Below are 25,423 nucleotides of genomic sequence, written 5' to 3'. Positions count from 1 at the left end.
CATACGCCAATTCAATAAAAATGCCGCTGTGTCTTAGATGCAGCGGCGTTTTTTATCTAGTACCAGTTTTAAGGAATCAAGATGGAACACGAACAAGCTCCAGCAGCGACAACAGCCGAAACGGAAGAATTCAAACAGCGGAAAATCCGCAGCTTTGTGTTGCGCCAAGGGCATTTATCGACCGGACAAGCGCGGGCACTTGAAGAATTAGGACCGCAGTTTTGCATTGATTACAGCCCGAATCTGCTTGATTTAGACGCTGCCTTTGGTCGTCGTGCGCCGCGGGTGTTGGAAATCGGCTTTGGCATGGGGACGGCGACGGCTGAAATTGCGGCGCAACGGCCAGATACCGACTTTTTAGGCGTTGAAGTGCATACGCCGGGTGTGGGCAGCTTGTTGAAGTTAATCGGTGAGCAGTCGCTGACCAATTTACGCATTGTCCAGCACGATGCCGTTGAAGTGTTAGAAAACATGTTGCAGCCTGATTCTTTGGCCGGCGTACATATTTTCTTTCCCGATCCGTGGCATAAGTCGCGGCACAATAAACGCCGCCTGATTAAGCCGGAATTTGTGCAGCAATTGGTCACACGCATTCAATCTGGCGGTTATCTGCATTTGGCCACCGATTGGGAAGATTACGCGGTACAAATGTTGACCGTGCTGAGCGCGGAGCCAAGTTTGGTTAATACGGTAACGGGTTCTGAAGGGTATGCTGAGCGCCCTGATTATCGCCCGCTGACTAAGTTCGAAAATCGTGGCATTAAATTAGGTCACGGCGTTTGGGATTTGGTATTTCAGAAAAAGTAAAAAATAGTAATAAGAAAACCGCCTGACTTGTATGAGGGCGGTTTTTTTATGCTTGACCTCCGTGCCTCAAGCGTCAAGGCTAGTGTTGCAGGAAATGATTGCTCACTTGTCGATTGAATTTGCATAATTGCTGATACTTGCACTGCAGAAAACGCAATTACCGCCGATATAAAAATGCTAGCGTCTGTCGCAAGGCTTGCTAGAGTGAAAAATAATCGGAAGGGCTAGGAGTGTACGATGCAAAAAACTTCATATTTATTCATCTCTCTATTACTGAGTAGCCTTTTTGTGCTGTCTGGCTGCGCGAATACGAAACCTTCTAATCACTCTGCACACGACATGCCTCCTGTGGTTTTACCGACCAAAGTGACGGCAGTGGGCTTTGGGGCTATGCCGGTGGGTGAGGGATTAGCGCCAGCGCAGCGACATTTGTTGGCTATGCGCGCCTCCAAGTTGGACGCGTATCGGGCGCTGGCAGAAACGGTGGCCGGTATTAAAATTACGGGAACCAGCACCGTTTCTGCGATGGCGTTGACTAGCGATAGCTATAAAGCTTATATCGAAGCGTATATGCGCGGAGCTCGGGTGGTGAGTATTACCCCTTTGCCGGATGGGGCGTTTGAAACGATTCTCGAGCTAACTCTGGGTGGTGATTTTTACCGTGCAGTACCTACGCCTGCGGCGGTGAGTAGCGAAATGCCTGTTGCGACGACACCGCAAAAAGCACCTGCGCCAATCAATGTTGTACCGCAACCAGTTGCCGCTAAAATGGATGCAACTCAAAACTTTTATTTATCACTGTGAAAAAAATTATTGCGCTGTGCTTGTTGTGGCAAACCACGGTATTTGCTGCCGAATTTGAAGGGGTTGCGCCTCTAGGTTTAGATGGCCTTGCTGCCGCTCGTTCTTTAGCAATTCAGGACGCTTTAGAAAATGCGGCATTGTTTAATGGTGCCAAAGTGCAGTCACAAGCCATCAAAAAAGGTACGCAATGGGGGGAAACCACGCAAATCACTGGCACTGCACAGGGTGACTATCAATTATTGCGCGAATGGCAAAGCAATGGATTTTTGCACGTGGTGGTGGATGTTGCGGCACCGACTCCCAAAGTCGAGAATCCGCAGTCGGCGGGCTTAGCAAAAGTGACAGCAGCTTGTGATCGTGGAGCCTATCGTAGGAAAGTGTTGATTTCACACTTTTGGATTGAACATCCCGCTCAGACTCAGGATTTGGATCGTTTTCCAGATGGAATTCAGATTGAAATGGTGCGGCGTTTGCATGATAGCGAGCAATTTTTGCCGCAGCGTTCACCCGGGGTGGCGGTATTCGATTTACAGCCGCAGATGTTTGACCCGCTGCTGCAGCCCGAGCGCGTACGCGAAATGGCGCGTTTGTACTCAACGCAATTTATTGTTGCTGGGATTGTACGTGATACCTCATTTAGCGGAGAACGTTACACAGTGGTCAATGGTAACGAAATTCGCAATGGCGAGCGCAAGGCAGTAGCTAATTTGCCGATTTTGAATTTTATGCAAGTTGGCGTCAAAGCAGTGCCTGCCGAGCGTCGTTTTGATATGGATTTATTTGTTTTTGATGGTGTTTCTGGTGCATTAGTGAATCGTCACCGGATTGCTGGTAAAGCGCGTGGTGATGTCGTTCAATCTTTAAGTGCTGGGTTGGGGACTTTGGGATTTTCTGAAACCGACTATGGTCGTTTGGTGAATGAGAAGCTACAGGAAGCTACCCAAGTGGTGAGTCAAGATCTCAATTGCATTCCATTCACCGCTACAATTACGCGTGTCGAGAAAAATTCAGTGTATATCGATGCAGGCTATACGTCTAATGTACGTCCGGGCGATACCTTTAAAGTTTTTAAAGTGTCGGCATTAGCAATGCCGATTGATTCGGCCAGTTTTTTCCCTAGTAAACGCTTGGGAATGCCAGAAGAAATGCTAGGAACTTATACGGTGACCCAAGTGCAGCCTTTGTTTTCCCTTGGCACAGTGAGTGGGGTACGGGTTGAGCCTGGTGATTATGTGCGATATGTTGGGCAGGAGCGATAAAATGAAAAAGCATGCTGCATTGATGTTATTGCTGCCGCTGGCAGCTTGGGCCAATGAATTGCCGCCGCCAAAAGCGCAGCCGATTAAGGCGGCAGATTCCCATGCTGCGCCAGATACAAAAGCGGCAAAGCCGACCGATTCACATGGGGCAAAGCCCGTTGATGGCCATGCCGCACCAGTCCCAACCGCGAAAACTGCGTCTAAGCATGCCGCGCCGCAGCAAATGACTGAACCGATTAAGTTGCTCAAGCCATCAGCAGCGCCTGAGCCTGCCGCAGAAGCGCATTCGACACCCGAAGTGCTCAAGCCAACTGGCCAAGCGATGACCCGTTATGTCTCGCCTCAATTTTCAGCGGCAAAAGCCGCCACGCATCGCCCCGTTGTCCAGTCAAAGGCGCCCAAAGCCAGCAATAAGTCACACACTTCAGCTGCAACGGCTTCTTATGCGATGAAACCAGGTATTGTTCGAGTTTTGCCCGCTGCGCAAATACCAAGTAGCGCGATACTACCGCCGTCTAAGCAAATGAAGTGGACTGAGGCTACACGGGAGAAAGCCGTTGTGCCTAATCCAAAATCGAATGTTGTTTGGGGGGCTGGTGAATTAGAGGTACAAAAAGGACTCGATGTGGCTCAACCCTCGGTTGATGCGGTGGTAACTCCGGTGGCGGGGCGAAAGATTGCTTCGCCGAAATATTATTCAGAGACTAATCCTGAAACGCGGTGGCAGTATTATAGCTATCCATAGCATCTCGAGTTTTGCTTGGATGGTAAAGCAGTATTCAGTAAAAAACCCACTGCATGCAGTGGGTTTTTTGTGGCCAGCAATAACAATTAAGCTTGTTTTGCTTTGCGACGACGTGCAGCCAACAAGCCAACCAAGCCCATGCCCATCAAAGCATAAGTTTCTGGTTCTGGAACTGGAGCTACGTTAGCTGCAGAAGATAACGCATAGATGCCTCCAAATGCGCCCGTTGTGTTGCCAGTTACCTTGTAGAAGTATGAACCAGCAGAAAGTGAAGTAAACGCAGCTGCTTGGTCAAAGCTAAATGCATTACCAATTAGTGTATTTGCACCATTCCATGTGCCGCTAAACAAAGAAACTCTAGCCGATGAGTCAATGTTGAATGCTAAAGGAATTGATAGTTGAGTTGAAATACTCGTTACATTAACTGGTTTAGCAATATTAAAAGTAAAGTAATCTGTAAATGAACCATTTACAGATACTGTTTTAGATTCAATTGAATCGTGGCTACCGAAATCGTACACGGCAGCTGAAGCAGAAAAACTAACCGCAAGAAGAGCAGAAGCAAAAAGTGATTTGATCATGTTCATTTTATATCTCTCTTAAGAAAATTTAAAAAATATTGTATTAAGATTTTTACCCGAGTACTCCCTTACTTATGCTGTGAGCATTCGGTTTACAGTTCGCATTCTATTGAGTAGTGGTATTAATCACAAACAGGCTTTTCTGATATACCCTACCGTTTGTCGGTAAAGTTTGAACTTTTTTCTTACAAGGTTTCTATTTTGTTACTTTGTAAAATAGTGTTGCAGATTAGTAGTTTGTGATATTCAAATATGCTCAAATGATTTTGTTGTGCAGTTTGTTGGGTTTACTGAGCATAAAGTAGGGTTGCGCATTTGATGTCTACTTCTTTTCAAGGTGGTATTAAGGTCGCTGTACTACTGGTGTTTGGATTTAGGGCGAATGCGGATAGAGCGACCACAGCAAAGCAAATTTTTGCTAAGGTCGCTCTGTGCGATTTACTTACTTTGGTGAGGGGTAATTGCTTGGCTGGATTATTTACATTTCAGTTCGCGAACGACTGAGCCTGTAAATGTCGCTGGTAGCTTACTGATTTTTTCTGCTTGGGCATCACTGATATTTTTAAAATTAAAACTGGCTTGTTTTAGTGTGTCATCGCGATCGCGTACGACGGCTGATTTAACACCCAGTGCTTTGAGTTCTGCTAGATGCCGTTCACCTGCTTCTCGGGTACTAAAAATGCCGAGTGAAATTGCATTTTGCCAACGGCCGCCGTTGTTGACGACAAAGTAATCAGTAACTCCCATCTCGGCGAGTTGTTGTGCCTTTTGCTTGGCAATCTCTAAGCTGTCTAGCGGTGGCATATACACCCAAACTTTGGTCGATTCACCACTCGAGGTTTCGCTTGCTGTAAGTCCTAAGCTTTTGATCTTGTTACGGGCGTTTTCAATTTGCTCGCCGGTGACACCGGCCCAGCGCCAGCAAGTGCCCGCGCTGGCCTGCACCGTCGCTTGCGGCGTTGGTAATGCGGTCGCTATGGGTTTAGGGCTAGGTGTTGGGCTAGGAGCTTCAGTTGCTAGCGCCGCTGGGGGGCTGTCTGGATTGCTGCTTGGCTCTGATGTTTTGCCTAATTGCCCAGTTACCACGCGAACTTGGCTAGCGTTGATTTCGCGTTGGGTAATATTAATATTGGCAGGCGGTGTATCAAGCTTGGAAAATCCATATAAGCCAAGGTTGATCAATACGAGAAATACAAACAACCACTTCATTAGCAAAATTCTCCATCGCCTGCGGCCAGCAAAGCAGCTAGACCATCCAGAACCAGATTATCCACTGCAATTGCTTTGCCGTTAAGTAATGTCGCTAAGATTGCGGCATCGCCACCAAACAAGACGATTTGCGTTGCGGCTTGGTGTTGCTGCTGTAGTGCTGTTTCGGCGATTTGAATCGCCCCGAGCATGGCGCGCAGGCAACCAGTTTCAATTGCATCGATTGTTGATTGCGGAAAAGCAAGGGCTTGCCCTTGTGCTAACGGAAGTCGTGCGGTTGCTTGATGCAACACGGTTTTCATTAAGCCAAGTCCGGGGGCTATCGTGCCGCCTAAAAAATCGCCTTCCGCACTGAGGCTATCGATAACCAATGCCGTGCCAGCAGAGATAACCAGCACATTTTGCTTTGCAAAGCGTTGGCGCGCGCCCAATACGGCAGCCCAACGATCAGGGCCTTGCTCAGCTATATTCTGGTAATGATTTCGTACGTCCAACGCTTTGCGACTTACTTTGAGCCACTGAGTGTGTGCTTGCCAGTGCTGAGCAAATAACTGCTCGATTTGTGTTTGTAGTGCAGGATTGGCAACGGCACAGCCGATGATTTTTGTTGTTCGCACTAGCTGCGCACATTGTTGCCAGAGTTCGGCAACACTATGAGCAACACCTGATTGTTCAGCTTGCCGCCATTTGATTCGGCTGTTTCCTAAGTCAAGCAGGAGTGGTACTGAACTCATGCTACCCGCCTTAGGCTAACATCACCAGAGTGCACCAAAACTTCACCTGCTGCCGTGGCGAGTTTCAATGAGCCATCGGCAGCCAACCCCGCGAATTGGCCTGTTTGTATATGGCCACTGGCTGCAATCACGTTCAGTGTGTCGTTAGACCACGCGTGAAGTGCTTCCCATTGTTCGCGCAATGGCGCAAATCCAGTGACGGCAAACTGCGTCAGCGTCATTTCCAGTTGCATCACAATGTGGGCTAATAATTGATTGCGACCGCAGGTCAGTCCGCCGTGGTTAAGGCTGGCGGTAGTTTGATTCAGTTCACCTTGCCAGGCAGTGGGCTGGTCAAGATTCAGGCCAATGCCAATCACGACATGCGATGGCCCTAAGGCGTCGCCTTGCATTTCTATCAAAATGCCGCCTACCTTGCCCCATGCGCCCGCCGTATCAGGTAATAATAAATCGTTAGGCCATTTGAGCGCGATTTTGGCTACTCCAGCCGCTTGCAAGGCCGTTGCAATGGCGACGCCGACGGCTAACGGCAGGCCTGCCAATTGAGCTGAGCCATTTTCAAAACGCCAAGCATAAGAAAACAACAGGCTGCCCCCCACTGCACCAAACCACGTGCGCCCTAAGCGACCGCGACCGTTATCTTGCCATTCAGCGGCTAAGAGCTGGCCGTGCTGCGGGTTGAGTAATAGTTGTCGGTTGGTTGATGCAAGGGTATTACTTATTGTTATATTGCTAATGCTGTCTACAGGTAAATACCCTTGAATTAATGTCGACGACAACCACTCGATGGGGCGACTGAGGCGATAACCAACGCCATGGCGACGTTCCACATGGATCCCATAGTCTTCGGCCTTGGCCAATCCCAATGACACGCTAGCGCGGGAAATGCCAAGGTTGTGTGCGATTTGTGCACCGGAGGTGAATTCTTGCGCGTTCAGTTCACGCAGTAAGCTAAGGGTATCGTGCATTGCGGTATTTTACGGGAAAACGCAGTAGTGAAGTGGGCTGGGTGCGATTCGCTGATCGATTTGAATGGGATTGCTCTAGAAGTGATTGGGTCGACTCAATCAATTCTCAATTATTTAAATTAATTGAATGGTTTTATTTTCGCTGGAACAAGCCATTTTTTCTAGTTGGTCGTCACAGTCAGTGCATCACAGAATATGATTTCTATCAAGGGTATATTGCGTTGATCTTTATTAAATAGAGTTTTGGCGTATATACCCAAGCATATTGTTTAGATCTCAGCGCCCATGCTTTCGATCGTATGGTTTTGATTGGTGTAGATACAAATACTACCCGCAATTTCGAGCGCCTTTTTGACGACGACTTCGGGTGCTAAATCGGTGTTTTGTAGTAGCGCAGTGGCTGCGGCTTGCGCGAATGCACCACCTGAACCAATCGCCGCGATACCTTCTTCGGGCTCTAATACGTCGCCGTTGCCGGTGATGACCAAGGTTGCGCTGGGGTCGGCGACGATTAGCATCGCTTCGAGGCGGCGCAACATGCGATCGGTACGCCAGTCTTTGGCGAGCTCGACGGCTGCGCGGGTCAGGTGACCTTGGTGTTTTTCGAGCTTGGCTTCAAAGCGCTCAAACAATGTAAATGCATCGGCGGTGCCGCCGGCAAAACCAACAATGACTTTGTCGTGGTAGAGCTTGCGTACTTTGCGCGCAGTGCCTTTGATGACGACATTACCTAAAGTCACTTGGCCGTCACCTCCGACCGCTACATGATTGCCACGGCGTACCGAGACGATTGTTGTTCCGTCAAACTGCTCCATGCTGAACTCCTTCAAATAAATGTGCTGTTTAGATGAAGGCAATTGACGGAAAAGCAAGTTGGCATGGGATTATTTGCGTCGCTCAACTTGCAGCATTTCGGTAATGCCCATTACGCGCAGTAGGCCAAGTACTAGTTCATTGGTATTGATAATTCGGATTTGCTTGCCTTGCTGCAGCCAAATCATCGCGCGGTTTAGCAATTGCCCTGCCGATTCAAAATCAATTCGGTCGATGCGCGCAAAGTCGAGCGTCACTTGGGTATGGTTACCTACTAGATCGTTGATTTTGTCCAATAGCTGCGGATGATCAGCGGTAATGATGCCGATCAAATGGTTTTGTTCATCTGCGGCTTGCTCGACTTCGGCTTTTGCTTTGGCTTCTTCTTTCGCAATTTGCGCGCCGGTTTTGGGAGCCTGCAGTGGATCCCACGATGGGGGGGAAACTTCAAAGGTTATCGCGTAGTCGACAGCTAAATTTTCAAATTCTTCTTGCAGGCCCAGAATTTGATGTATTTCAATCAATAGCAGCCAGAATGGAGCTTCCGCAGGAATACGTCGACCCACTTCAATCATCGGGCTGATTAAATCAATCAGCACTTTGGAGCCTAAGATTTGCAATTGACCTTGCTGTTTATTGCGGCGTGGCAATACGGCCACTAACTCGGCGGCACCTAAGGCATCGATTTTTTTGAGTTTGCTAAAATCAACGCGAATATCCGGTGTTTTTTGGCGAATTGCTAAAAATTGCTGCGCTTCTTTTTCGATATTCGCAATCGTGAGTTCGGCCGGAAAAGCGTGATAGGCACTGGCATGGCTAACGACTTGCGGTTTATTCTGTTGCTGGCGCCAGACTGGGGGCGTTTTTTCAAAAGCGACGACAAAATCTAAACCCAGCGCATCATAAGCCGTTCGATTTTGTTGCTGTTGATAGAGTTCAAACAGCATCAGCCATGACTCGAGTTTACGTTTGCTGCTGAACTCGGGTTTATCGGCTTCTAAAATTGCAATTGCAGCGAGTAATTGGTCATTGGCATGGAGCATCGCCGCTTGTTCTTCGGCCGGAGAAAGTACATCACTGCTTGATTCAACTTCGATCTTTAGTGTGGACAGATCATATTGCTGGGTGTCGTGATGGGGCTCGGGCGCATCGCTCGCTGCCGCATTGTCGTGCGGTATGATCGTTTCGGGGCCAAAGGGTTTGGACTGTGTTGCAACACCTTGCGCGCGCGCGGCTACAGTCGCTGGGCCATTTTGCGTTTGCGGGTGATTGCTATCGTGGTCTTTTTTGCGAAAAAACGAAAACACTGCTGATGTCCTAGGTTTGGTGGAAAAACACCCGATTAATTAGGGTCATTTAACATTGGGTTTACGATCATGCTGGCGCCATTTTTGCTTGATGCGGCCTTGCAAAACGCTGACTTAGATAAAAAGTGTATGCGCTTTATGCGGTGCTTCAAACCAATATTTGGCCAAACGCGGTAGATAAACCAAACGTCAACAGACCCTTGGATTTTACTGCTAATATGCAGCAGAGACGATAGTCTTTTTAATCAAGTATAGTTTGAGCCGAACCATTTCAGCTAGGAATGGTTAATGTTTGGTTTATGCGTTGTGCCTGTATCGTGCTTAACTATATGGCAAAGCGCCTCGCGAACGGTGGATTCTCAGACTGTGCTTGGTGATGCGGCACAGTCTACAAGACGCCAAACTATGGGGCAGTGCGGTGTTTGGGCGTTTTTGTGCTGAGTGACGTCATCGTTCTGCTTGCTTATATTCACTCGCCTGCATGCTTATGACAATATTTAAAAAATTGTATCCTCGTTGGACGCGTATTGTTGTTTACAGTCTTGCCGCCGCCTTATTATTTGGCGCGGTAGGCGCTTGGGCGCTGCCGGCGATATTGCGACCTTGGCTTGCGGAGAAAGCCAGCATCGCCTTAAAACGTCCAGTTCAGATTGGGGCTGTTGATATTAATCCTTATCTTTTTCAACTGACGCTACGCGATGTGACGATTGACGATCAATATGGTCGCTTTCTTAGTTTTAAATCTTTATTGCTAGATGCCGAGCTCTCGTCGATTGTTCGACTAGCGCCGGTGTTGCGTGCCATTACTTTAGAGCAGGCTAAGCTAAATATCGTTCGGCTCAGTGCTCACCAATACAATTTTTCAGATTTGCTTAATTCAAATCAGCAATCTTCATCTGAGTCTTCTGAATTACCACGCTTTTCATTCAATAATATTCAGTTGGTCAATGGCAGCGTTCAGCTGGACGACCGCTTTGTTGGGCAACGGCAGCAATTAGATCAACTCAATTTTGCTTTACCTTTTTTATCGACCTTACCTAATCGAATCGATGAATATATACAGCCCCATTTTTCTGGTCGCTGGAATGGTCGGCCATTTGCTTTGCAAGGGGAAAGTAAACCCTTCAAAGACAGTCTGGATACGACCTTAAAGCTAAGTATTGAACAACAGGATTTAATGCCTTTATTGGCATATGTGCCGTTGCCTGCGGACTTGCAAGTCGCGAGCGCAAAGTTAAGTAGTCAGTTGGATTTAACATTTCGTCAGCAAAAAAATCGTGCCGATCTCATTTTGAATGGCCGTCTTCGATTCGCAGATGTGGCGACATTGCAGCAATCGCAGCCTTTGGCGGCCTTTAAAACGCTCGATGTCGAGCTCAAAAATATGCAGCCTTTGTTGCAGCAATTTCGTTTTGGCAAAATTGAGCTCGATGGCTTGGAAGTTATCGTTGCTCGCGATAAGGCGCAGCAATTGAATTGGCAAAAATTGTTCAATCATTCAGCAAGTAAGTCCGCCGCGGCGTCGGCAGTCGTTGCGTCTGATGTTGCAAAGCCAACAGTAGCAACAGCTGCGCCTGATTCACTGTTGCTGGCCGCGACGGAATTGAAGGTGAGCAATAGTCAGCTACGCTGGCTTGATGAGGGCGTCAGCCCCGCTCATCGTACGGTGTTACAAGCGATTTCACTGAATCTAAAAAATATTTCGAACCAGTCTCAGTCCGGATTTCCTTTGCAACTGAACGCAAGTACTGATCAGTCTGCGCGGTTGGCGGCAGAGCTTCATCTTGTGCCACGGCCTTTTCGTGTGACTGGCACAGTGAGTGCATCGGGGATTCAAGCCGCGGATTTTGCCGCTTACTCACAGGCTTTCTTCGCTGGGGCGCTGAATGCCAAAATTAATCTAAATGCTGAAATCGATTTTACGTCGCAAGATTTGAAGTACGGTTTGAAAAAAGGGCAGCTTGAGATCAGCGACTTGAGTTTGCGTCTACCGAAAGAGAAAAAGCCAGCGTTGACGATTCCTCGGTTTGCATTGGCCGATGTCGCACTGGATTCGACGACTCAGCAAATACAAATTGCCAAATTGAATACGGAACAAGGCGCGCTTGATTTGACCTTGTTAAAAGATGGCAGCATCAATCTAGCTCAGGCATTTGTTAGTTCGCTGCCGCGAGCAGAAGAAAAACGCGCGCCAAGCGCGCAACAACCGTGGTCGGTGTTCTTGGTCGATGGCGCTTTGCAGGATTGGCGCGCAGATCTTCATGATCAGCGTGTGGAAAATGCCAAGCCGCTACAGTGGAAGAACATCGGATTATTCGTTAAAAATGTCGACTCACGTGGCAAAACCAAGGCTGAGTTAAAATTTCAAGCCTTGGGTGGACGTGGTGCCAAAGTGAATGTCGCGGGAACTTGGTTGCCGCAACCGTTTTCTGGTGTGTTTAATCTCGATATTCGCAATGTGGATGCCGCTTTTGGGCAGCCGTACTTTAGTCGCTTTGTGAACATCACCTTGGCGAGCGGTTTTTTGCACGCGCAAGGCCAACTCAGTATTGCAACCCAGCCGAGTTTTTCTGGCACATACAAAGGCAATCTGCGCTCGACCGATCTTTATGCGCTTGATAAATCCACAGGCAATGATTTTTTGAAGTGGAAAAATCTTGATGTGAGGGGCGTCAATGCACAGTTTGTCCCCCTCCAGCTTGAGATTGGTGAAGTGGCATTGAGCGACTTTTACTCGCGCTTGATTTTATCAAGCGATGGGCGCTTGAATTTGCAGGATGTGATGGTCAAAGACGGTGAGCAAGTGTCTGTTACGACGGAACGAGCCGCTAGCGACAAGGCGAGTGCCCCTGCTGAAGCGAGCAAAACTTTGGCTGATAGCCGTGGCGTTGAGGTGCCGATTAAAGTCAATAAAATCACTTTGCAAAATGGCCAGATCCAATACAGTGATTTGTTTATCAAGCCTAATTTTTCTGCCAATCTCACCGAAATGGGCGGGGTTATTGGTGGAATATCCAGTCAAAATGACACTCGTGCAACATTAGATTTGCGCGGTAGCGTCGACAAAATCGCGCCGGTTGAAATTAAAGGCAGCCTTAATCCACTGGCGAAAGATTTCTTTATCGATATCAAAGGCGGTGTGAAAGGTTACGAGCTGACTAATGCATCTGCGTATGCGATCAAATACGCGGGCTACGGTATTGAGAAAGGCAAGATGTCGATGGATGTCGCGTATTTGATTGAGAATAAGCAGCTCAAAGCCAGTAATAAATTATTCCTCGATCAACTGACGTTAGGTGATGCTGTGGAAAGTCCGACGGCGACAAAATTACCAGTGAAATTTGCTTTGTCTTTACTGACCGATCGCAAGGGACAAATCAAGCTCAATCTACCAATTCAAGGCTCGCTTGACGATCCGCAGTTTAGTGTCGGTGGGATTATCTGGCAGGTGATTGGTAATGTGTTGGAGAAAATCGTTACCGCCCCCTTTGATGCGCTAGCAAGCGCGTTTGGCGATGGCCCTAGTTTATCTTATGTGCAGTTTGCTTCTGGCCAAACGCGTTTGGATGATGAAGCGAAGCAGGCGATTGCCAACTTGGCGCAAGCCTTAAATGATAGACCCGACTTACAACTGGAGATCACTGGTTGGGCTGGTGTTGACGTCGACGCTGAAGGCTTACGCGTGCAAGCGCTGCAAAATAAGATGCAACAATTGAAGGCAGAAGAATTAGGTGAAAAAGCGGAATCGGTTAATTCGGAGTCAGAAGTGCGTATCAGCGAAGCTGAAAAACCTGCTTTATTGACCCAAGTTTATAAAAAAGAAAAATTCCCCAAACCGAAAAATGCACTGGGTTTCAATAAATCCTTACCTGTTGAAGAAATGGAAAAACTGCTGCTTGCCAATACGGCGATTGGTGATGAGCAATTGCAAGCTTTGGCCATGGCGCGCGCGCAGCGGGTTAAAAATGCGCTGAAAGACGCAGGCGTGGATGATGCACGGATGTTTATTACCAAGGCGAAAATCAATGCGACCGCGGCAGATGCGCAAGCAGACCAAGGCCGTGTTTCGCGGGTGAATTTTAAACTAAAGTAACGGGTATTGCTCTGTAGTCATTTACATATAATTGTTTGGATTAAATACATCTTGTTTTTTAGTTCTTTTGTATTTTGTTTGTACCAGCGTCTACTGCTGAAGGTGGCATGTTGATTTCGTATTTTGCGGTTTCTGCGATGGCAGCAACGACGGATTTTTCAGCTACCTTGGCGGGTTTAGACGCCGCGCAACTAAAGCGGCTGGCGGCTATTCAAAATTCACTGCGCCGCACACAGTTTTTATCGGCACGGCATCTCGCGCAGCAATTACTGCAACTGAGTCAAACTTCTTCCGTTTTGTCGCAACACGAAAATGGTCGTCCGTGGGCACCGGCTTGGTCCCATACGATGGGATTATCGTGGAGTCATGGCGCACAATTTTGTGCCGCCGCCCTCGGGCAAGGGCGTGTTGGCATTGATATCGAGACGATGCGCCCCCGCAAACAGTGCTTATCGATTGCCGAGCGGTATTTTGATCCGCGCGAAACGGCTTGGCTGGCTAGTTTGGCGGCTGATCAGCAACAGCAGGCATTTTTTATGCTGTGGGTCGCTAAGGAAGCGCTGCTGAAAGCCTTGGGAACGGGCATAGTAGGGGGCTTAGCTCGCTTTGTGCTACTGAACACTAGCACTGGCTGGTGCTGCGAAACTTCTGATGCCTTGGATTGGTTCGTCAGTGTTTGGCAAATTCGTCCGAATGTCATATTGGCGCTCGCCAGTGATACTCCGCAACAATGGCAATACCCAGCAGTAATGCAAGTAGATCATCAAGATTGGCAACTGATTTTGAAAATTTAATTAGGCTTGATTTGCGCGTCTTGTTTGCATAGTGCTTGCGCAGTGCTTTGTGGCTTACAAATATTAGCCATGATGTCTGTATATCCGATGAATTCCCTTGCTTTTTTCTCCATTCCTTACATACTAGGGCATTGTTTAGCTGTTTTTGGGCTGTTTTCGGCTATTTTTTAGTGTTTTAGTAAGAATTCTGTGCAACGAGGTGGTGCGTGAGGTATTTTCGTCTTTGCTTGAGTGGCTTACTCTGCGGGTGGCTGAGTAGTGCACAGGCGGCCGATTTGACACTGTACTTGGGCGATAATCCGCCGTTTAATTCATTTGTCGCCCATCGTCCCGAAGGTATGGCAGTCGAAGTCATGACCGAGGTTCTCAAGCGCAGTCAACTCAGCGCCGAGAATAAAGATTTTCCGTGGGCTCGTGCGCTCACTACCGTGCAAATGATGCCTAATCATTGTGCTTATACTGTGGGGCGTATTCCTGAGCGCGAAGCCAAATTTCATTGGCTGGGCCCGATTGCAACGGTGCAAGGAACCTTGTTTGGCTTGCGCGAGCGGCAATTGCAAATTCGGAGTTTAGAAGACGCGAGAAAATATCGGATTGGCGATCTTCGCCAAGGCGCCAATGCGATATTTTTAGAGAGCAAAGGTTTTGTGATTGATTACGCCAATACCGAAGACCAAAACTTGCGCAAATTACTGGTGGGGCACATCGACCTTTATCCCGGTACGCCATACAGTGCGCGTGAAATCGTGCAACGTTTAAAAATCGACCCGCAGCGAGTGCAAGCCTTATATGTTTTCAATCAGATCGACCTTTACTTAGCCTGCAATTTGCAAACACCGTCCGCAACGCTGGCCAAGCTCACCAGTGCATTTGAAAGTATGCGCGCGGATAAAACGCTGCAAAAAATCAGCGCGCAGTACGAAGCACGCTTTGCGCTAACCAATTAATTTGCTGATTACAGCAGCACGACCCCCGGTAGCGTTTGCACACTCACATTGCGCATAATTTCTACAAAGTCGGCCATATAGGCGGTGCTGATGCGGTCTGTCGGCAGCGCAGCATGCAATTCAGATGTGAGCCCATATTCGGTAATCGGTTTGGCAACCACATAACCGCGTTCCAAATAATGCTGTACGCTCCAGCGAGGCAACGCCGCAACGCCGCGGCGACTCGCCACCAATTGCAACATCGCTACTGTTAGCTCAGTGGGGCGACGTTTTGGATTGACACCTGCTGGCTTTAATACTTTGCGCAGCAAATCAAGCATTTCATCCGGCACCGGATAAGTAATCAACGTTTCGTCGGCAAAATCAGCCGCATCCAAATACGGTTTGTTTGCAAGCGCATGCTCAGACGCCAGTAACGCCACCATATCGTAGCTAAATAGCGGCAGGTGGCTCAAACCCACCATCGGCTCGACTTCCGAAACAATCGCCAAATCGGCGCGATCTTCAAACAGTAGTTGCACTGGATCGGCATGAAAGCCCGACACAATATCCAACTCCACCTCGGGCCAGTGGCTGCGAAATTGATCCATCGCCGGCATCAGCCAATCAAAGCAGGTATGGCATTCAACGGCGATGCGCAATTGCCCTGCTTGACCTTCACGCAGCCGGGCAATATCGCGCTCGGCACTGGCAATTGCAGGCAACACCTCTTGCGCCAACTGCGCGAGCTTTTCACCCGCCGCGGTGAGCTTGAGCGGCGAGGATTTACGCGCAAATAATGGCATGCCGTAGTGGTCTTCGAGCAAGCGGATTTGGTGCGACAAGGCCGATTGCGTTAAATACAGGCGTTCCGCCGCGCGCGTTAAGCTGCCGCTGTCTTGAATCGCGAGGATGGTTTTCAGGTGGCGCAGCTCTAAAAGCGATTGCATTAATTTTTCTCATGCTTTTTGTGAAAATAATGAACTGTAATCATATCGCTCGGAGCCGTATCATGCAAACACTATTCATGGAAAAGGATGTTTGCAATGACAGTAATTCATAATGTAACGGTACCTCAAAATGTAAAAACACATATTTTAGGATTTCCGCGTATCGGTGCGCAGCGCGAGTTGAAATTCGCCACCGAAAAATTCTGGCGCGGTGAAATCACGGAAGCCGAGTTGGTGAATGTCGGCCAAACGCTGCGCCGCCGCCATTGGGCTTGGCAAGCTGAGGCAGGCTTGGATTTTGTCACCGTGGGCGACTTTGCCTGGTACGACCAGATTTTGAATGCCGCGGCCTTGTTGGGTTGCTTACCCGCGCGCTTTGGTTTTGACGCCAAGCGGTTAACGCTCGCGCAATATTTTGAATTGGCGCGCGGTAATGCGGCGCAGCCTGCGCTGGAAATGACCAAGTATTTCGATACCAATTATCACTATCTGGTGCCCGAGTTATCGTCAGAAACGACGTTTGATGGCGGCGTCGAATGGTTTTTTCATGAAATCGATGACGCGCAAACCCAAGGCCATGCGGTCAAAGCGGTATTGCCCGGTCCATTGACCTTCTTGTGGCTGGCAAAGTCAAAACAGCTGGGGTATAGCAAGCTAGATCATTTGCCTAAATTACTGGATAGATATACCCAAGTGCTGCAAAAGCTGGCCGCTAAAGGCGTTAAGCAGATTCAATTGGATGAACCGATTTTGGGCTTGGAATTACCAACTGAATGGATTGCTGCATTTGCGCCTACCTATCAAGCTTTGGCGGGTCATGGCCTCAATGTGTTAGTTGCGACTTATTTTGATTCGGTAGAAAGCCATGCGCAGCTTTTGGCTGATTTGCCGGTGGCGGGCGTGCATTTAGACTTGGTCCGCGCACCGGAGCAATTGCCAGCGTTTATCGCACTTTGGCCAAGAAATAAAATTTTGTCTCTCGGCGTCATTGATGGCCGCAATATTTGGGCTGCTGATTTAGGTAAGGTATTGGTGACAATCCAAGAGGTTAAAACGCTTTTAGGGCAATACCTCTGGATTGCACCGTCGTGCTCCTTACTGCATACACCGGTGGATTTGGCGCAAGAAACGCAACTAGATACAGAACTGAAATCTTGGCTGGCGTTTGCCAAACAAAAACTCGCTGAAATCAGCGTATTAAAGCGCGCGCTGAATGGTGAAGCTGTGGCAGCTGAGTTAGCGGCTAATGCCGTAGCGCAAGCCCATCGTCGCAGTTCGCCACGAATTCACAACCCCGCTGTCGCCGCTCGTTTAGCTGCATTGCCGAGCGATGCCGACCAACGTATTTCGCCGTTTGCAATTCGCCAAGCCGCGCAGCGTGCTCGCTTTAACTTGCCACTATTGCCGACCACGACGATTGGCTCGTTCCCGCAAACTAGCGAAATTCGCGCTGCACGTGCTGCATTTAAACAAGGCAAGTTAAGCGCAGCGGATTACGATGCGGCGATGAAAGCTGAAATCGCTTTAGTCGTGCGCAAACAAGATGAACTTGGTATTGATGTTCCTGTGCATGGCGAAGCCGAGCGTAATGATATGGTCGAGTATTTTGGTGAGCAATTAGCTGGATTTGCTTTTACGCAATTTGGCTGGGTGCAAAGCTACGGCAGTCGTTGTGTCAAACCGCCCGTGCTGTTTGGCGATGTCAGCCGCCCACAGCCGATGACGGTGGCGTGGAGTAGCTACGCGCAAAGTCTGACTGCCAAGCCGATGAAAGGCATGTTGACTGGGCCTGTGACAATTTTGCAATGGTCGTTCGTGCGCGACGATCAGCCGCGCTCGCTGACTTGCCAGCAAATCGCGTTGGCGATTCGCGATGAAGTGGTGGATTTGGAAAACGCGGGCATTGGCATTATTCAAATCGACGAGCCAGCGTTTCGTGAAGGCTTGCCCTTAAAACAATCGCACTGGGCCGCTTATTTGGCGTGGGCGGGCGAAGCTTTCCGAATTTCGGCATCGGGCGTCGCCAACGACACGCAAATTCACACACATATGTGCTATTCGGAGTTCAACGACATTTTGCCGGAAATCGCAGCGATGGACGCCGATGTGATTACGATTGAAACCAGTCGGTCGGATATGGAGCTATTGGAAGCTTTTGGTGAATTTAAGTACCCGAACGAAATTGGCCCAGGGGTCTACGATATTCATAGCCCACGCGTGCCGACAGTGAATGAAATGCTGCGGTTGATTGCCAAGGCTCTCGACGTAGTGCCCGCTGATCGTTTATGGATCAATCCTGATTGCGGTTTGAAAACGCGTGCTTGGCCAGAAACAGAGGCCGCTTTAGTCAATATGTTGCAGGCGACGCAGACTGCACGCAGCGCGCTGGCGGAAGGCAAAGCACTCGTCATCGAGAGTCGCAAGCAAGACCCGGTGATTGCGCATGGTGCAGGATGTGCATGTCATTAAACTTGTGATTTGCTGAATTGGTGCTTGCAGTTATAATCGAAAAGTGAGTTAACTTTATTGGATTGATCAATGCAAGCACCAGCGCAGCCCGATAACGAAGCGCTTCGAATTGAAACTTTGCGGCAATTTTTGATTTTGGACACGCCCGCTGAATCGCGTTTTGATAATCTAACCAAAGCTGCTGCGAGTTTTTTTCGGGTACAAATTGCAGTGGTCAGTTTGGTCGATACCAATCGGCAATGGTTTAAATCGATTTGCGGCTTGGATGCGAAGGAAACGCCGCGCGATATCTCATTCTGCGGTCATGCGATTTTGCAAAATGAAGTGATGGTCATCAACGATGCATTAGCAGATGAACGCTTTGCCGATAATCCTTTGGTGACTGGCGAACCGCATATCCGGTTTTATGCTGGTGCACCGCTGACGGTGAGCAATGGCGTGAATGTGGGCACTTTGTGTTTGATTGATCGCAGCCCGCGCGATATGACTGCACAAGAAGTTGAAATGCTGCTGGATATGGCCAAAGTGGTGGTCGGCGAAATTGAAAAAACACCTGCCATTTTGCAAAAATAAGTGTTGGATTAAAAAACCGCAGCCAAATGCTGCGGTTTTTTTTATGGCTAAGCAATTGACGGTGTGAATCAGCGCGCGCCGTACACCATCCGTTCGGCAAAACCGCGCCGCAGCCAACTGCATTGATCCATTGCTAGCAAACCCAAGCTACGCGCGTGTTTGAGCGGCAGCGCGGATGAATCAAATAGGGTAATCAAGCTATCGGTCACGGCAGTAACGAGGCCCGCGTCGCGCGCTCGGAGTTTGGCGTAGCGCGCTAAGCTCGTCGCTTCACCGAGTTCGCGCGCAGGCGTAGCGGCCAAGACATCGGCGAGCGTTGCCGCATCGCGTAAACCTAAATTCAAGCCTTGTCCTGCGACCGGATGCAAAGTTTGCGCAGCATTGCCAATTAACACGACACGTTGGCCTACCACGGAGTTGACCGTTTTTAGGGACAGCGGCCAGCTAGCTCGACCGTTGACTGCTGTAAAGCCAGTGACGCGGCCAGCAAAACGCTGCTCCACTTCAGCGATAAAATTGGCATCCGATAAGGTTAAGCGCGAAGCTGCTTGCTCGGGTGTTTGCGTCCAGACCAAGGTGTAATCATTACCCGTAGGGAGTAATGCCAGCGGGCCATCATCTGCAAAGCGTTCAAAGGCAATACCTTGGTGTGGATGCTTGGGAGTCAACGTCGCCAACACCGCGTGTTGTTCGTAGGACTTGACGGTTTGCTGGATGTCGTTGAGTTGAGCCAGTAAATGTCCGCCATCCGCCAGAATCACCAGGCGGCACGATATTTGCTGCTCGCCTAAATCAGTTTCTAGCGTCAAATGAGCAAAGCGCGCCAAACGCTGAATCTGCGTCACTTTTGCGCCCAGCGCCAAGCGTACCGTATTATGGCTGAGTTGATCGAAGGCGTATTGCGCCAGCTTTTCGTACTTCACCACCGAGCCGAGCATCGGTAAATCAAGTTCCGCGGCGTTGAGCTCAGTGCGCCCCAACGTTCCCGCTTGCGAGACATGCACTCGCGTAATCGGCGTAGCGCCCAGCGATTCATCCCATAAACCATTGGCTGCTAAGGTTTGTGAGCTGGCGTAGGCAATGGCCAAGGCGCGCGGATCGTTGCCCACGCTATGTTTGGCTTCGACCAAGAGCGCATCATGACCACTACTGACCAAACGCTGCGCCAGCAGCGCCCCAACCGGGCCGCCACCAACGATCACAATATCAACGTGTTGCGGGAGTTTGCTGACGAGCATGAGATTCCTGTATTGCCAATTGCAAGATGAAGGCTTAATTCTACCCGCTCTGGCTTAGGCGGGCGCTGAAAAACGCGGTGTTGCCGATTAATAACTGAAAAGGCCTGCGATGAATAATATGATAATTTCAACCAGCGGCATTAAAGCAAGCGCAAATAAATAAAGTGTTTCTCTATTTTTTGCTTCGAAAAACACACCCAGTATGATCGCAATGATTATCGTTGATAACCACATAGCGAAAAATATTGCTGAGATGCTGTTATAGGCTTCAGCGGCTTGAAAATCGCCGCTTGAGCCTGTTTTGTAGTCAAAAAGCTTACCTGCGTACCAATGCAAATACCAACTTATACTAATGAGGCATGCTTGAAGTAAAAGCAAAATCCAGGTGCAGTATTGAGCAAGCTGTGGCTTGATTTTTGGTATTTTCATAGGGCTAGCTTGGGTTTACTTCGCCATTATCGCTTCAATCTCAGCCACCGTTTTCGGGCAATCACGAGTCAGATTTTCATAGCCGTTGTCTGTGACTAAAACATCATCTTCAATACGGATGCCGATGTTTTCGAATTCTTTTGGCACATTGGCGGCAGGGCGGATGTAAAAGCCCGGTTCAACGGTCATCACCATACCCGCTTGCAGCTTGCGCCATTCGCCATCGATTTTGTACGCGCCGCAATCGTGGACGTCCAAACCCATCCAGTGACCGGTGCGGTGCATGTAAAATTGGCGATACGTTTCTTTTTCCAGTACTTCATCGAGCGAACCAGTCAGTAGTTTTAGGTCAAGCATACCTTGTGCTAATACACGAACCGCTGCGTCGTGCGGTGCATTCCATGTGCTGCCGGGGAAAATCGTTGCCAATGCCGCTTCTTGTGCGGCGAGCGTGATGTCATAAACGGCGCGTTGTGCTGGCGTGAATTTACCGTTCACGGGGAAGGTACGCGTGATGTCGCTGGCGTAACCGGCGATTTCGCAGCCAGCGTCGATGAGTAGTAAATCGCCATCGTTCATGCGGGCATTGTTTTCGCCATAATGCAGCACACAGCTATTGGCACCGCTGGCGACGATGCTGCTATAGGCGGGGAAGCGGCTGCCTTGGCGGTAATAGTCGTGCAGCATTTCGGCTTCGACTTGATATTCCATTTGGCCGGCTTGAGCAAACTTCATGGCACGTATATGCGCCTGTGCGTTAATTTTTCCTGCTTTACGCAAGATACCTATTTCATAGTTGTCTTTGAGAAGACGCATTTCGTCTAGCGCACTGCGCACGTCGAGTACTGCTGTTGGGGCTGCAACGCCAGTGCGAGCGAGGGCGCGCACATCGCTCAACCAGCGATTCACGCGGCGATCCCAGCGCATTTCTTTGGCGAGCGGATAATAGATACGCGGCTGATTTTTCAGCATGTCGACGATGCGCTTATCTAGCTCTTCAATTGGATACGCAGCATCAAAACCAAATTGTGCCGCGGCAGCGGCAGGGCCATAGCGGTAGCCATCCCAGATTTCGCGCTCAATGTCTTTATCTCGGCAGAACAGGATGTTTTCGACTTTATCGTTGCCAATGATTTGGACAAAAACTGCATCAGGCTCGGTGAAGCCGGTTAAATAGTAAAAGCCAGAATCAAAGCGAAACGGATAGGTGCTGTCGGCATTGCGGATGATTTCTTGTGTCGTTGGCACAATCACAATCCCCGGCTCTAAACGGGCGGCGAGGGAGGCACGGCGAGCGGTGCAAGCGGCGATTAATTCAGATGGGGTGAGTTCTGACATGGAAACTCCGAATCGTAAATGTCGGGCGAAAAACACCGCGAATATGGTTAACGGTGGTAAGTAGCGAAATTATACGGCCGCCCGATGCAGCGGCGGCCGTGATTTTTACCCTCGATTTCCCTAGGGTGCTGTTGCACACCCTGAGGGTGTTTTTAAAACGCGCTAGATAAGCCTTTATTTTTTCAGTTTGCTAAAGCGTGCGGTGTTTTCTACCCCTTCGGCGTATTTTTCCAGCTGATCGCCCACCTTGGCGTCGATTTGGTCAAGCCGATCTTGTGGGCTAGGGTGCGTGCTAAAAAAGAGCGCAACAGCGGTGTCGCTTGGGCTAACGTTGCCTAGTGTTTGTAGCACACTGACCATTGCGTATGGGTTGTAGCCGGCGCGTGCAGCGAGCACCATACCGCCGATGTCGGCTTGGTATTCTGCGTCCTTGGAGAGGCCTTTGATATAAAAACCCTCAGTCGTGGCTTTGGCGGCTTTGCGGCCTAATTCTTTTCCGCCACCTTTGACCTTGTTGTTGACGCCGAGTACCAATAATTCTTCATAAATCGCGCCGCGATTGGTGCTTTTGATGGCTTCGATTTGGTCTTTTTTGAGTACATGGGTAATTTCATGCCCCAAAATTGCGGCGAGTTCGGCTTCGCTACGAATATGGTCCCATAGCCCACGGGTAATTAAGATGTAACCGCCGGGAGCGGCAAACGCGTTGATATTCGGGCTGTCCATCACGCCAAAACGCCAGCCTAAATTCGGCTGTTCCGATTGCGCCGCGACCCACATACCGACTTGATTGACGTATTTTTGTAGCGCAGGGTCTTTGACCAACGGAGCTGCGCCAAGCAAAGTCGCCATCACGCCTTGCCCCATGACAATTTCTTGCTGTGGGGTAATGGTTTTATTGGCTTCGACGGTGTTATTGAGGATTTTACCGACTGATTCGATATTTTCTGTGGTCAGTAATTTGCCCAAGTCAAGTGCATGCGCTGGCACGGCCAATAGGCTGCTGACTAGCAAGAGGCGGAGTGAGTAGCGGATCATGGGCGTCTCCCGTTGCTTGGTGCGCTGGTGGCGGAACTGGTGCTGGTGGTGAGTGCGGCGACGTCTTGCGGAATTAATTTGGCTTGTACGGCGGCGCGAGTGGCTTCACTTTGCGTGCTGGCGTAGCTATCCATTTTTTCTACCTCAGCGGGGTTGGGTTCGGCTTGCCGAATTTGTTCAGCTGATAGTCCTTTAACCCCTGTTGTTACGGTTTGGCCAGAAGACCCCGTTTTGATGACATTACCCAGTGCGAGGCTGCTGCTATTGGTGCCGCCGCCACTGGTGCGTACATTCAGTAGTTTAATCCAGCCTACCTGACCATTGGCAGCTTTGACTTGCATCCAAGCGCCTTTATTGGCTTGGATTTCAATCGGCGTATTGGCGGCAATCGGCGCGATGACGGCCGCATCGAGAAACGGTTTGTCGCGTAAATCTGTTTTGCGTACTACGGTACCCGATTGGGCTAAAACACTGCTACTGACTAAAACAAATGCGAGGGGAAGAAGCGGCCTCATTGGTTTTTCTCCTGAGGTTCAAAGAGTTGTACAGCTTGTTCACGGCCTTTCACAGTATGGCTGCCGTGTTCAATAAAGTTGAAATGTTCTGCGCAAGCGGCGCGAGTGCTGTCAGATACCAAGATTCGTGCTTTGCCTTTGGTTAGCCCTTCAATCCGTGAGGATAAATTCACTGTGTCACCAATCACAGTGTAATCGAGCCGCGACTCGGAGCCGATAAAACCCACTACGGCTGAACCGGTGTGAATGCCAATTCCGACATCAAAATGAGCATTTAAATCTTTCAACTCGAGTTTGAATTGTTCTAAAGCTTGTGACATTTCGAGTGCGGCTTCAATCGCGTGTCGGGCATGCTCTGGATCGTTCGCGGGCGCGCCCCAAAAGGCCATGATGGCATCGCCAATGAACTTGTCCAAAGTGCCGCCGTGTTTGAAAATAATTTCCACCTGCAAGGTGAAGTAGCGATTGAGTAGTTGGACAATATACGCAGCATCGTGGCTTTCGGAAAGGGTAGTAAAACCACGAATGTCAGAGAATAAGACAGTGATTTCGCGTGCTTCAGCCGGTTTATGCAGATCAATTTCGCCACTGGAAATCAGTTCACCAACGACGCGTGAATCCAAAAAGCGTGAAAACAGTGCAATCGCGTGCTCACGCGTGGCTTTTTCGGCCAAATACGACACCAGCGCCGCCACCCAGAAATACAGCCACGCCCAAGCGATCGCCGAGGCGAGCGGTAAGAAATAATAGTGTTTAAGCCCCAACCACATACTCAGTGCCGCCAGCAGCGATATACCCAGCATGCTTGCCGCTAGTGTCATCGTGTTGAGATTAATTGCAAAGCCCCACGCCAATAGACTGCACAACAGCAGCGCTACTACGATGAAGTAAATACGCGGTACATCGCGCAGCCAATCACCGTGTTTGCGGTTATCAATCGCCGTGGCAAGGATTTCTACACCAGGGTAAAGCTGACCCATCGAAGTTGGGCGTAGGTCTTGTAGTCCGGGAGCAGCCGTGCCAATAATCACAATCTTATTGCTGAATTCATTAGCGGGACGATTTGATTGTTCGCTATTGGCGGCGAGGTAAACATCTGAAAATGGAATATGCTGCCTACCTGTTTGCCAGTTCAGGCGAGTTCGCTCAGCATCATGTTTTGGCCAGTTAAAATCACGAGCGAGTTTGTCTGGTAAGGATGGAATTAGCCAACCATCGACATTTGCATGAGCCAGATAATAGCGACCTATTCCATCGCTATCGGCATTGAAATTAATCAGCCCACCTTGCCATTTTTCTTGCTGGATTACATTAGGTAGCAGGAGTGTTGCTCTGGCTGCCTTGTTAGCGTTCGGATTTGGCAATATACCTAGTGACTTTGGTAAGTCGGCAAGTTTCTTGCCATCGCCATCGGGTAATTTTTGATAGGGGAAATAGACATTTTTTAAGTCAGCAATTGATTGTTGCAGAATCTGGTCGTGTTCAGGTCGAAAGGTGTCTGGTTCGTTAAATAAAATATCAAATACAATTGCTTTGGGGTTTTGTGCTGCGATGTATTGCACCATTTCACCATGAATCGAACGCGGCCAAGGCCAACTACCGCTCTCTGCTTTTTCGTTCATTTCTTCCAAGCTTTTTTGGTCAATATCGATGATGATAATGTCGTTGCTGGCAGGGCGAGATTGCGCCAGCTGGCGCTGCAATACGTCGCCAAAACGCTGATCAATAATAAGTCCGATATTCAGCCAAGCAAAATCGAGTGCAATCAAGCCGATGATGATGGCTAATAAAGTGGAGTAGGATAATTTTCGCAACATACGGCGACCTAATACA

Annotated in this window: 22 protein-coding genes; 9 read left to right on the top strand and 13 right to left on the bottom strand. The window is 49.2% G+C overall.

Annotated features, from left to right (window positions below; translation table 11 throughout):
* Positions 1-81 precede the first annotated feature (81 nt).
* The 4 genes from trmB to GM173_RS07820 all read left to right on the top strand — a co-directional run bounded on the left by trmB (position 82) and on the right by GM173_RS07820 (position 3,615).
* Positions 82-807: a tRNA (guanosine(46)-N7)-methyltransferase TrmB gene (gene trmB / locus GM173_RS07835; protein ID WP_203570801.1), complete on the top strand. Its 726-nt coding sequence runs from the start codon at positions 82-84 to the stop codon at positions 805-807.
* A gap of 237 nt (positions 808-1,044) precedes the next feature.
* Positions 1,045-1,611 (top strand): LPP20 family lipoprotein, encoded by a 567-nt coding sequence (locus GM173_RS07830; protein ID WP_203570800.1) that lies wholly within the window; start codon positions 1,045-1,047, stop codon positions 1,609-1,611.
* Complete coding sequence (locus GM173_RS07825; RefSeq protein ID WP_203570799.1) at positions 1,608-2,870, top strand: flagellar assembly protein T N-terminal domain-containing protein; 1,263 nt, start codon at positions 1,608-1,610, stop codon at positions 2,868-2,870. The genes GM173_RS07830 and GM173_RS07825 overlap by 4 nt, the downstream gene beginning before the upstream one ends.
* 1 nt (position 2,871) lies before the next feature.
* Complete coding sequence (locus GM173_RS07820; protein ID WP_203570798.1) at positions 2,872-3,615, top strand: hypothetical protein; 744 nt, start codon at positions 2,872-2,874, stop codon at positions 3,613-3,615.
* A gap of 86 nt (positions 3,616-3,701) precedes the next feature.
* Here GM173_RS07820 and GM173_RS07815 read toward each other — a convergent pair whose 3' ends face one another.
* The 6 genes from GM173_RS07815 to GM173_RS16290 all read right to left on the bottom strand — a co-directional run bounded on the left by GM173_RS07815 (position 3,702) and on the right by GM173_RS16290 (position 9,227).
* A complete protein-coding gene (locus GM173_RS07815) occupies positions 3,702-4,202 on the bottom strand; it encodes an FxDxF family PEP-CTERM protein (RefSeq protein ID WP_203570797.1) in 501 nt (166 codons plus the stop codon).
* Positions 4,203-4,670: 468 nt separating this feature from the next.
* A complete protein-coding gene (locus GM173_RS07810; RefSeq protein WP_203570796.1) occupies positions 4,671-5,405 on the bottom strand; it encodes an SPOR domain-containing protein in 735 nt (244 codons plus the stop codon).
* Positions 5,405-6,139: a type III pantothenate kinase gene (locus GM173_RS07805; protein ID WP_203570795.1), complete on the bottom strand. Its 735-nt coding sequence runs from the start codon at positions 6,137-6,139 to the stop codon at positions 5,405-5,407. The genes GM173_RS07810 and GM173_RS07805 overlap by 1 nt, the downstream gene beginning before the upstream one ends.
* Positions 6,136-7,107, bottom strand: a complete 972-nt coding sequence (locus GM173_RS07800) for a biotin--[acetyl-CoA-carboxylase] ligase (RefSeq protein ID WP_203570794.1) — start codon at positions 7,105-7,107, stop codon at positions 6,136-6,138. Before GM173_RS07800 ends, GM173_RS07805 begins: the two co-directional genes overlap by 4 nt.
* A 269-nt stretch (positions 7,108-7,376) precedes the next feature.
* On the bottom strand, positions 7,377-7,922 hold the full coding sequence (hslV, locus tag GM173_RS07795; protein WP_203570793.1) for an ATP-dependent protease subunit HslV: 546 nt from the start codon (positions 7,920-7,922) through the stop codon (positions 7,377-7,379).
* 69 nt (positions 7,923-7,991) lie between these two features.
* Entirely contained in the window at positions 7,992-9,227 is a 1,236-nt protein-coding gene (locus GM173_RS16290; RefSeq protein WP_203570792.1) for an STAS domain-containing protein, read from the bottom strand.
* 487 nt (positions 9,228-9,714) lie between these two features.
* On the opposite strand from GM173_RS16290, the gene GM173_RS07785 reads away from it, so the two are divergent.
* The 3 genes from GM173_RS07785 to GM173_RS07775 all read left to right on the top strand — a co-directional run bounded on the left by GM173_RS07785 (position 9,715) and on the right by GM173_RS07775 (position 15,061).
* Positions 9,715-13,320, top strand: a complete 3,606-nt coding sequence (locus GM173_RS07785; RefSeq protein ID WP_203570791.1) for a DUF748 domain-containing protein — start codon at positions 9,715-9,717, stop codon at positions 13,318-13,320.
* Positions 13,321-13,427: 107 nt separating this feature from the next.
* Positions 13,428-14,114 carry a 4'-phosphopantetheinyl transferase family protein gene (locus tag GM173_RS07780; RefSeq protein WP_203570790.1) on the top strand — a complete coding sequence of 229 codons (687 nt, stop codon included), beginning with the start codon at positions 13,428-13,430 and terminating at the stop codon, positions 14,112-14,114.
* A gap of 206 nt (positions 14,115-14,320) precedes the next feature.
* On the top strand, positions 14,321-15,061 hold the full coding sequence (locus GM173_RS07775) for a substrate-binding periplasmic protein (RefSeq protein WP_203570789.1): 741 nt from the start codon (positions 14,321-14,323) through the stop codon (positions 15,059-15,061).
* 8 nt (positions 15,062-15,069) lie between these two features.
* Here GM173_RS07775 and GM173_RS07770 read toward each other — a convergent pair whose 3' ends face one another.
* A complete protein-coding gene (locus GM173_RS07770; protein ID WP_203570788.1) occupies positions 15,070-15,990 on the bottom strand; it encodes a LysR family transcriptional regulator in 921 nt (306 codons plus the stop codon).
* A 96-nt stretch (positions 15,991-16,086) separates the two neighbouring features.
* Here GM173_RS07770 and metE point away from each other — a divergent pair, with 96 nt between their 5' ends.
* Together metE and GM173_RS07760 are read left to right on the top strand one after the other, a co-directional pair.
* Positions 16,087-18,459: a 5-methyltetrahydropteroyltriglutamate--homocysteine S-methyltransferase gene (gene metE, locus GM173_RS07765; RefSeq protein WP_203570787.1), complete on the top strand. Its 2,373-nt coding sequence runs from the start codon at positions 16,087-16,089 to the stop codon at positions 18,457-18,459.
* Between the two features lie 69 nt (positions 18,460-18,528).
* Entirely contained in the window at positions 18,529-19,032 is a 504-nt protein-coding gene (locus tag GM173_RS07760) for a GAF domain-containing protein (protein ID WP_203570786.1), read from the top strand.
* Between the two features lie 68 nt (positions 19,033-19,100).
* Here GM173_RS07760 and GM173_RS07755 read toward each other — a convergent pair whose 3' ends face one another.
* The 6 genes from GM173_RS07755 to GM173_RS07730 all read right to left on the bottom strand — a co-directional run bounded on the left by GM173_RS07755 (position 19,101) and on the right by GM173_RS07730 (position 25,407).
* Positions 19,101-20,270: an FAD-dependent monooxygenase gene (locus GM173_RS07755; RefSeq protein ID WP_203570785.1), complete on the bottom strand. Its 1,170-nt coding sequence runs from the start codon at positions 20,268-20,270 to the stop codon at positions 19,101-19,103.
* 87 nt (positions 20,271-20,357) lie between these two features.
* A complete protein-coding gene (locus GM173_RS07750) occupies positions 20,358-20,699 on the bottom strand; it encodes a hypothetical protein (protein WP_203570784.1) in 342 nt (113 codons plus the stop codon).
* Positions 20,700-20,714: 15 nt separating this feature from the next.
* Positions 20,715-22,037 carry a Xaa-Pro aminopeptidase gene (gene pepP / locus GM173_RS07745; RefSeq protein ID WP_203570783.1) on the bottom strand — a complete coding sequence of 441 codons (1,323 nt, stop codon included), beginning with the start codon at positions 22,035-22,037 and terminating at the stop codon, positions 20,715-20,717.
* A gap of 174 nt (positions 22,038-22,211) precedes the next feature.
* Positions 22,212-23,075, bottom strand: a complete 864-nt coding sequence (locus GM173_RS07740; RefSeq protein WP_203570782.1) for a M48 family metalloprotease — start codon at positions 23,073-23,075, stop codon at positions 22,212-22,214.
* Positions 23,072-23,590, bottom strand: coding sequence for an SH3 domain-containing protein (locus GM173_RS07735; RefSeq protein WP_203570781.1), 519 nt, complete (start codon positions 23,588-23,590; stop codon positions 23,072-23,074). Before GM173_RS07735 ends, GM173_RS07740 begins: the two co-directional genes overlap by 4 nt.
* On the bottom strand, positions 23,587-25,407 hold the full coding sequence (locus GM173_RS07730; protein ID WP_203570780.1) for an adenylate/guanylate cyclase domain-containing protein: 1,821 nt from the start codon (positions 25,405-25,407) through the stop codon (positions 23,587-23,589). The genes GM173_RS07735 and GM173_RS07730 overlap by 4 nt, the downstream gene beginning before the upstream one ends.
* Positions 25,408-25,423: the final 16 nt, after the last annotated feature.

This window comes from Deefgea chitinilytica (genome assembly GCF_016881405.1).
In the GTDB taxonomy this organism is placed as follows: Bacteria; Pseudomonadota; Gammaproteobacteria; order Burkholderiales; family Chitinibacteraceae; genus Deefgea; species Deefgea chitinilytica.
This window is presented reverse-complemented; position numbering and strand designations above follow the sequence as displayed.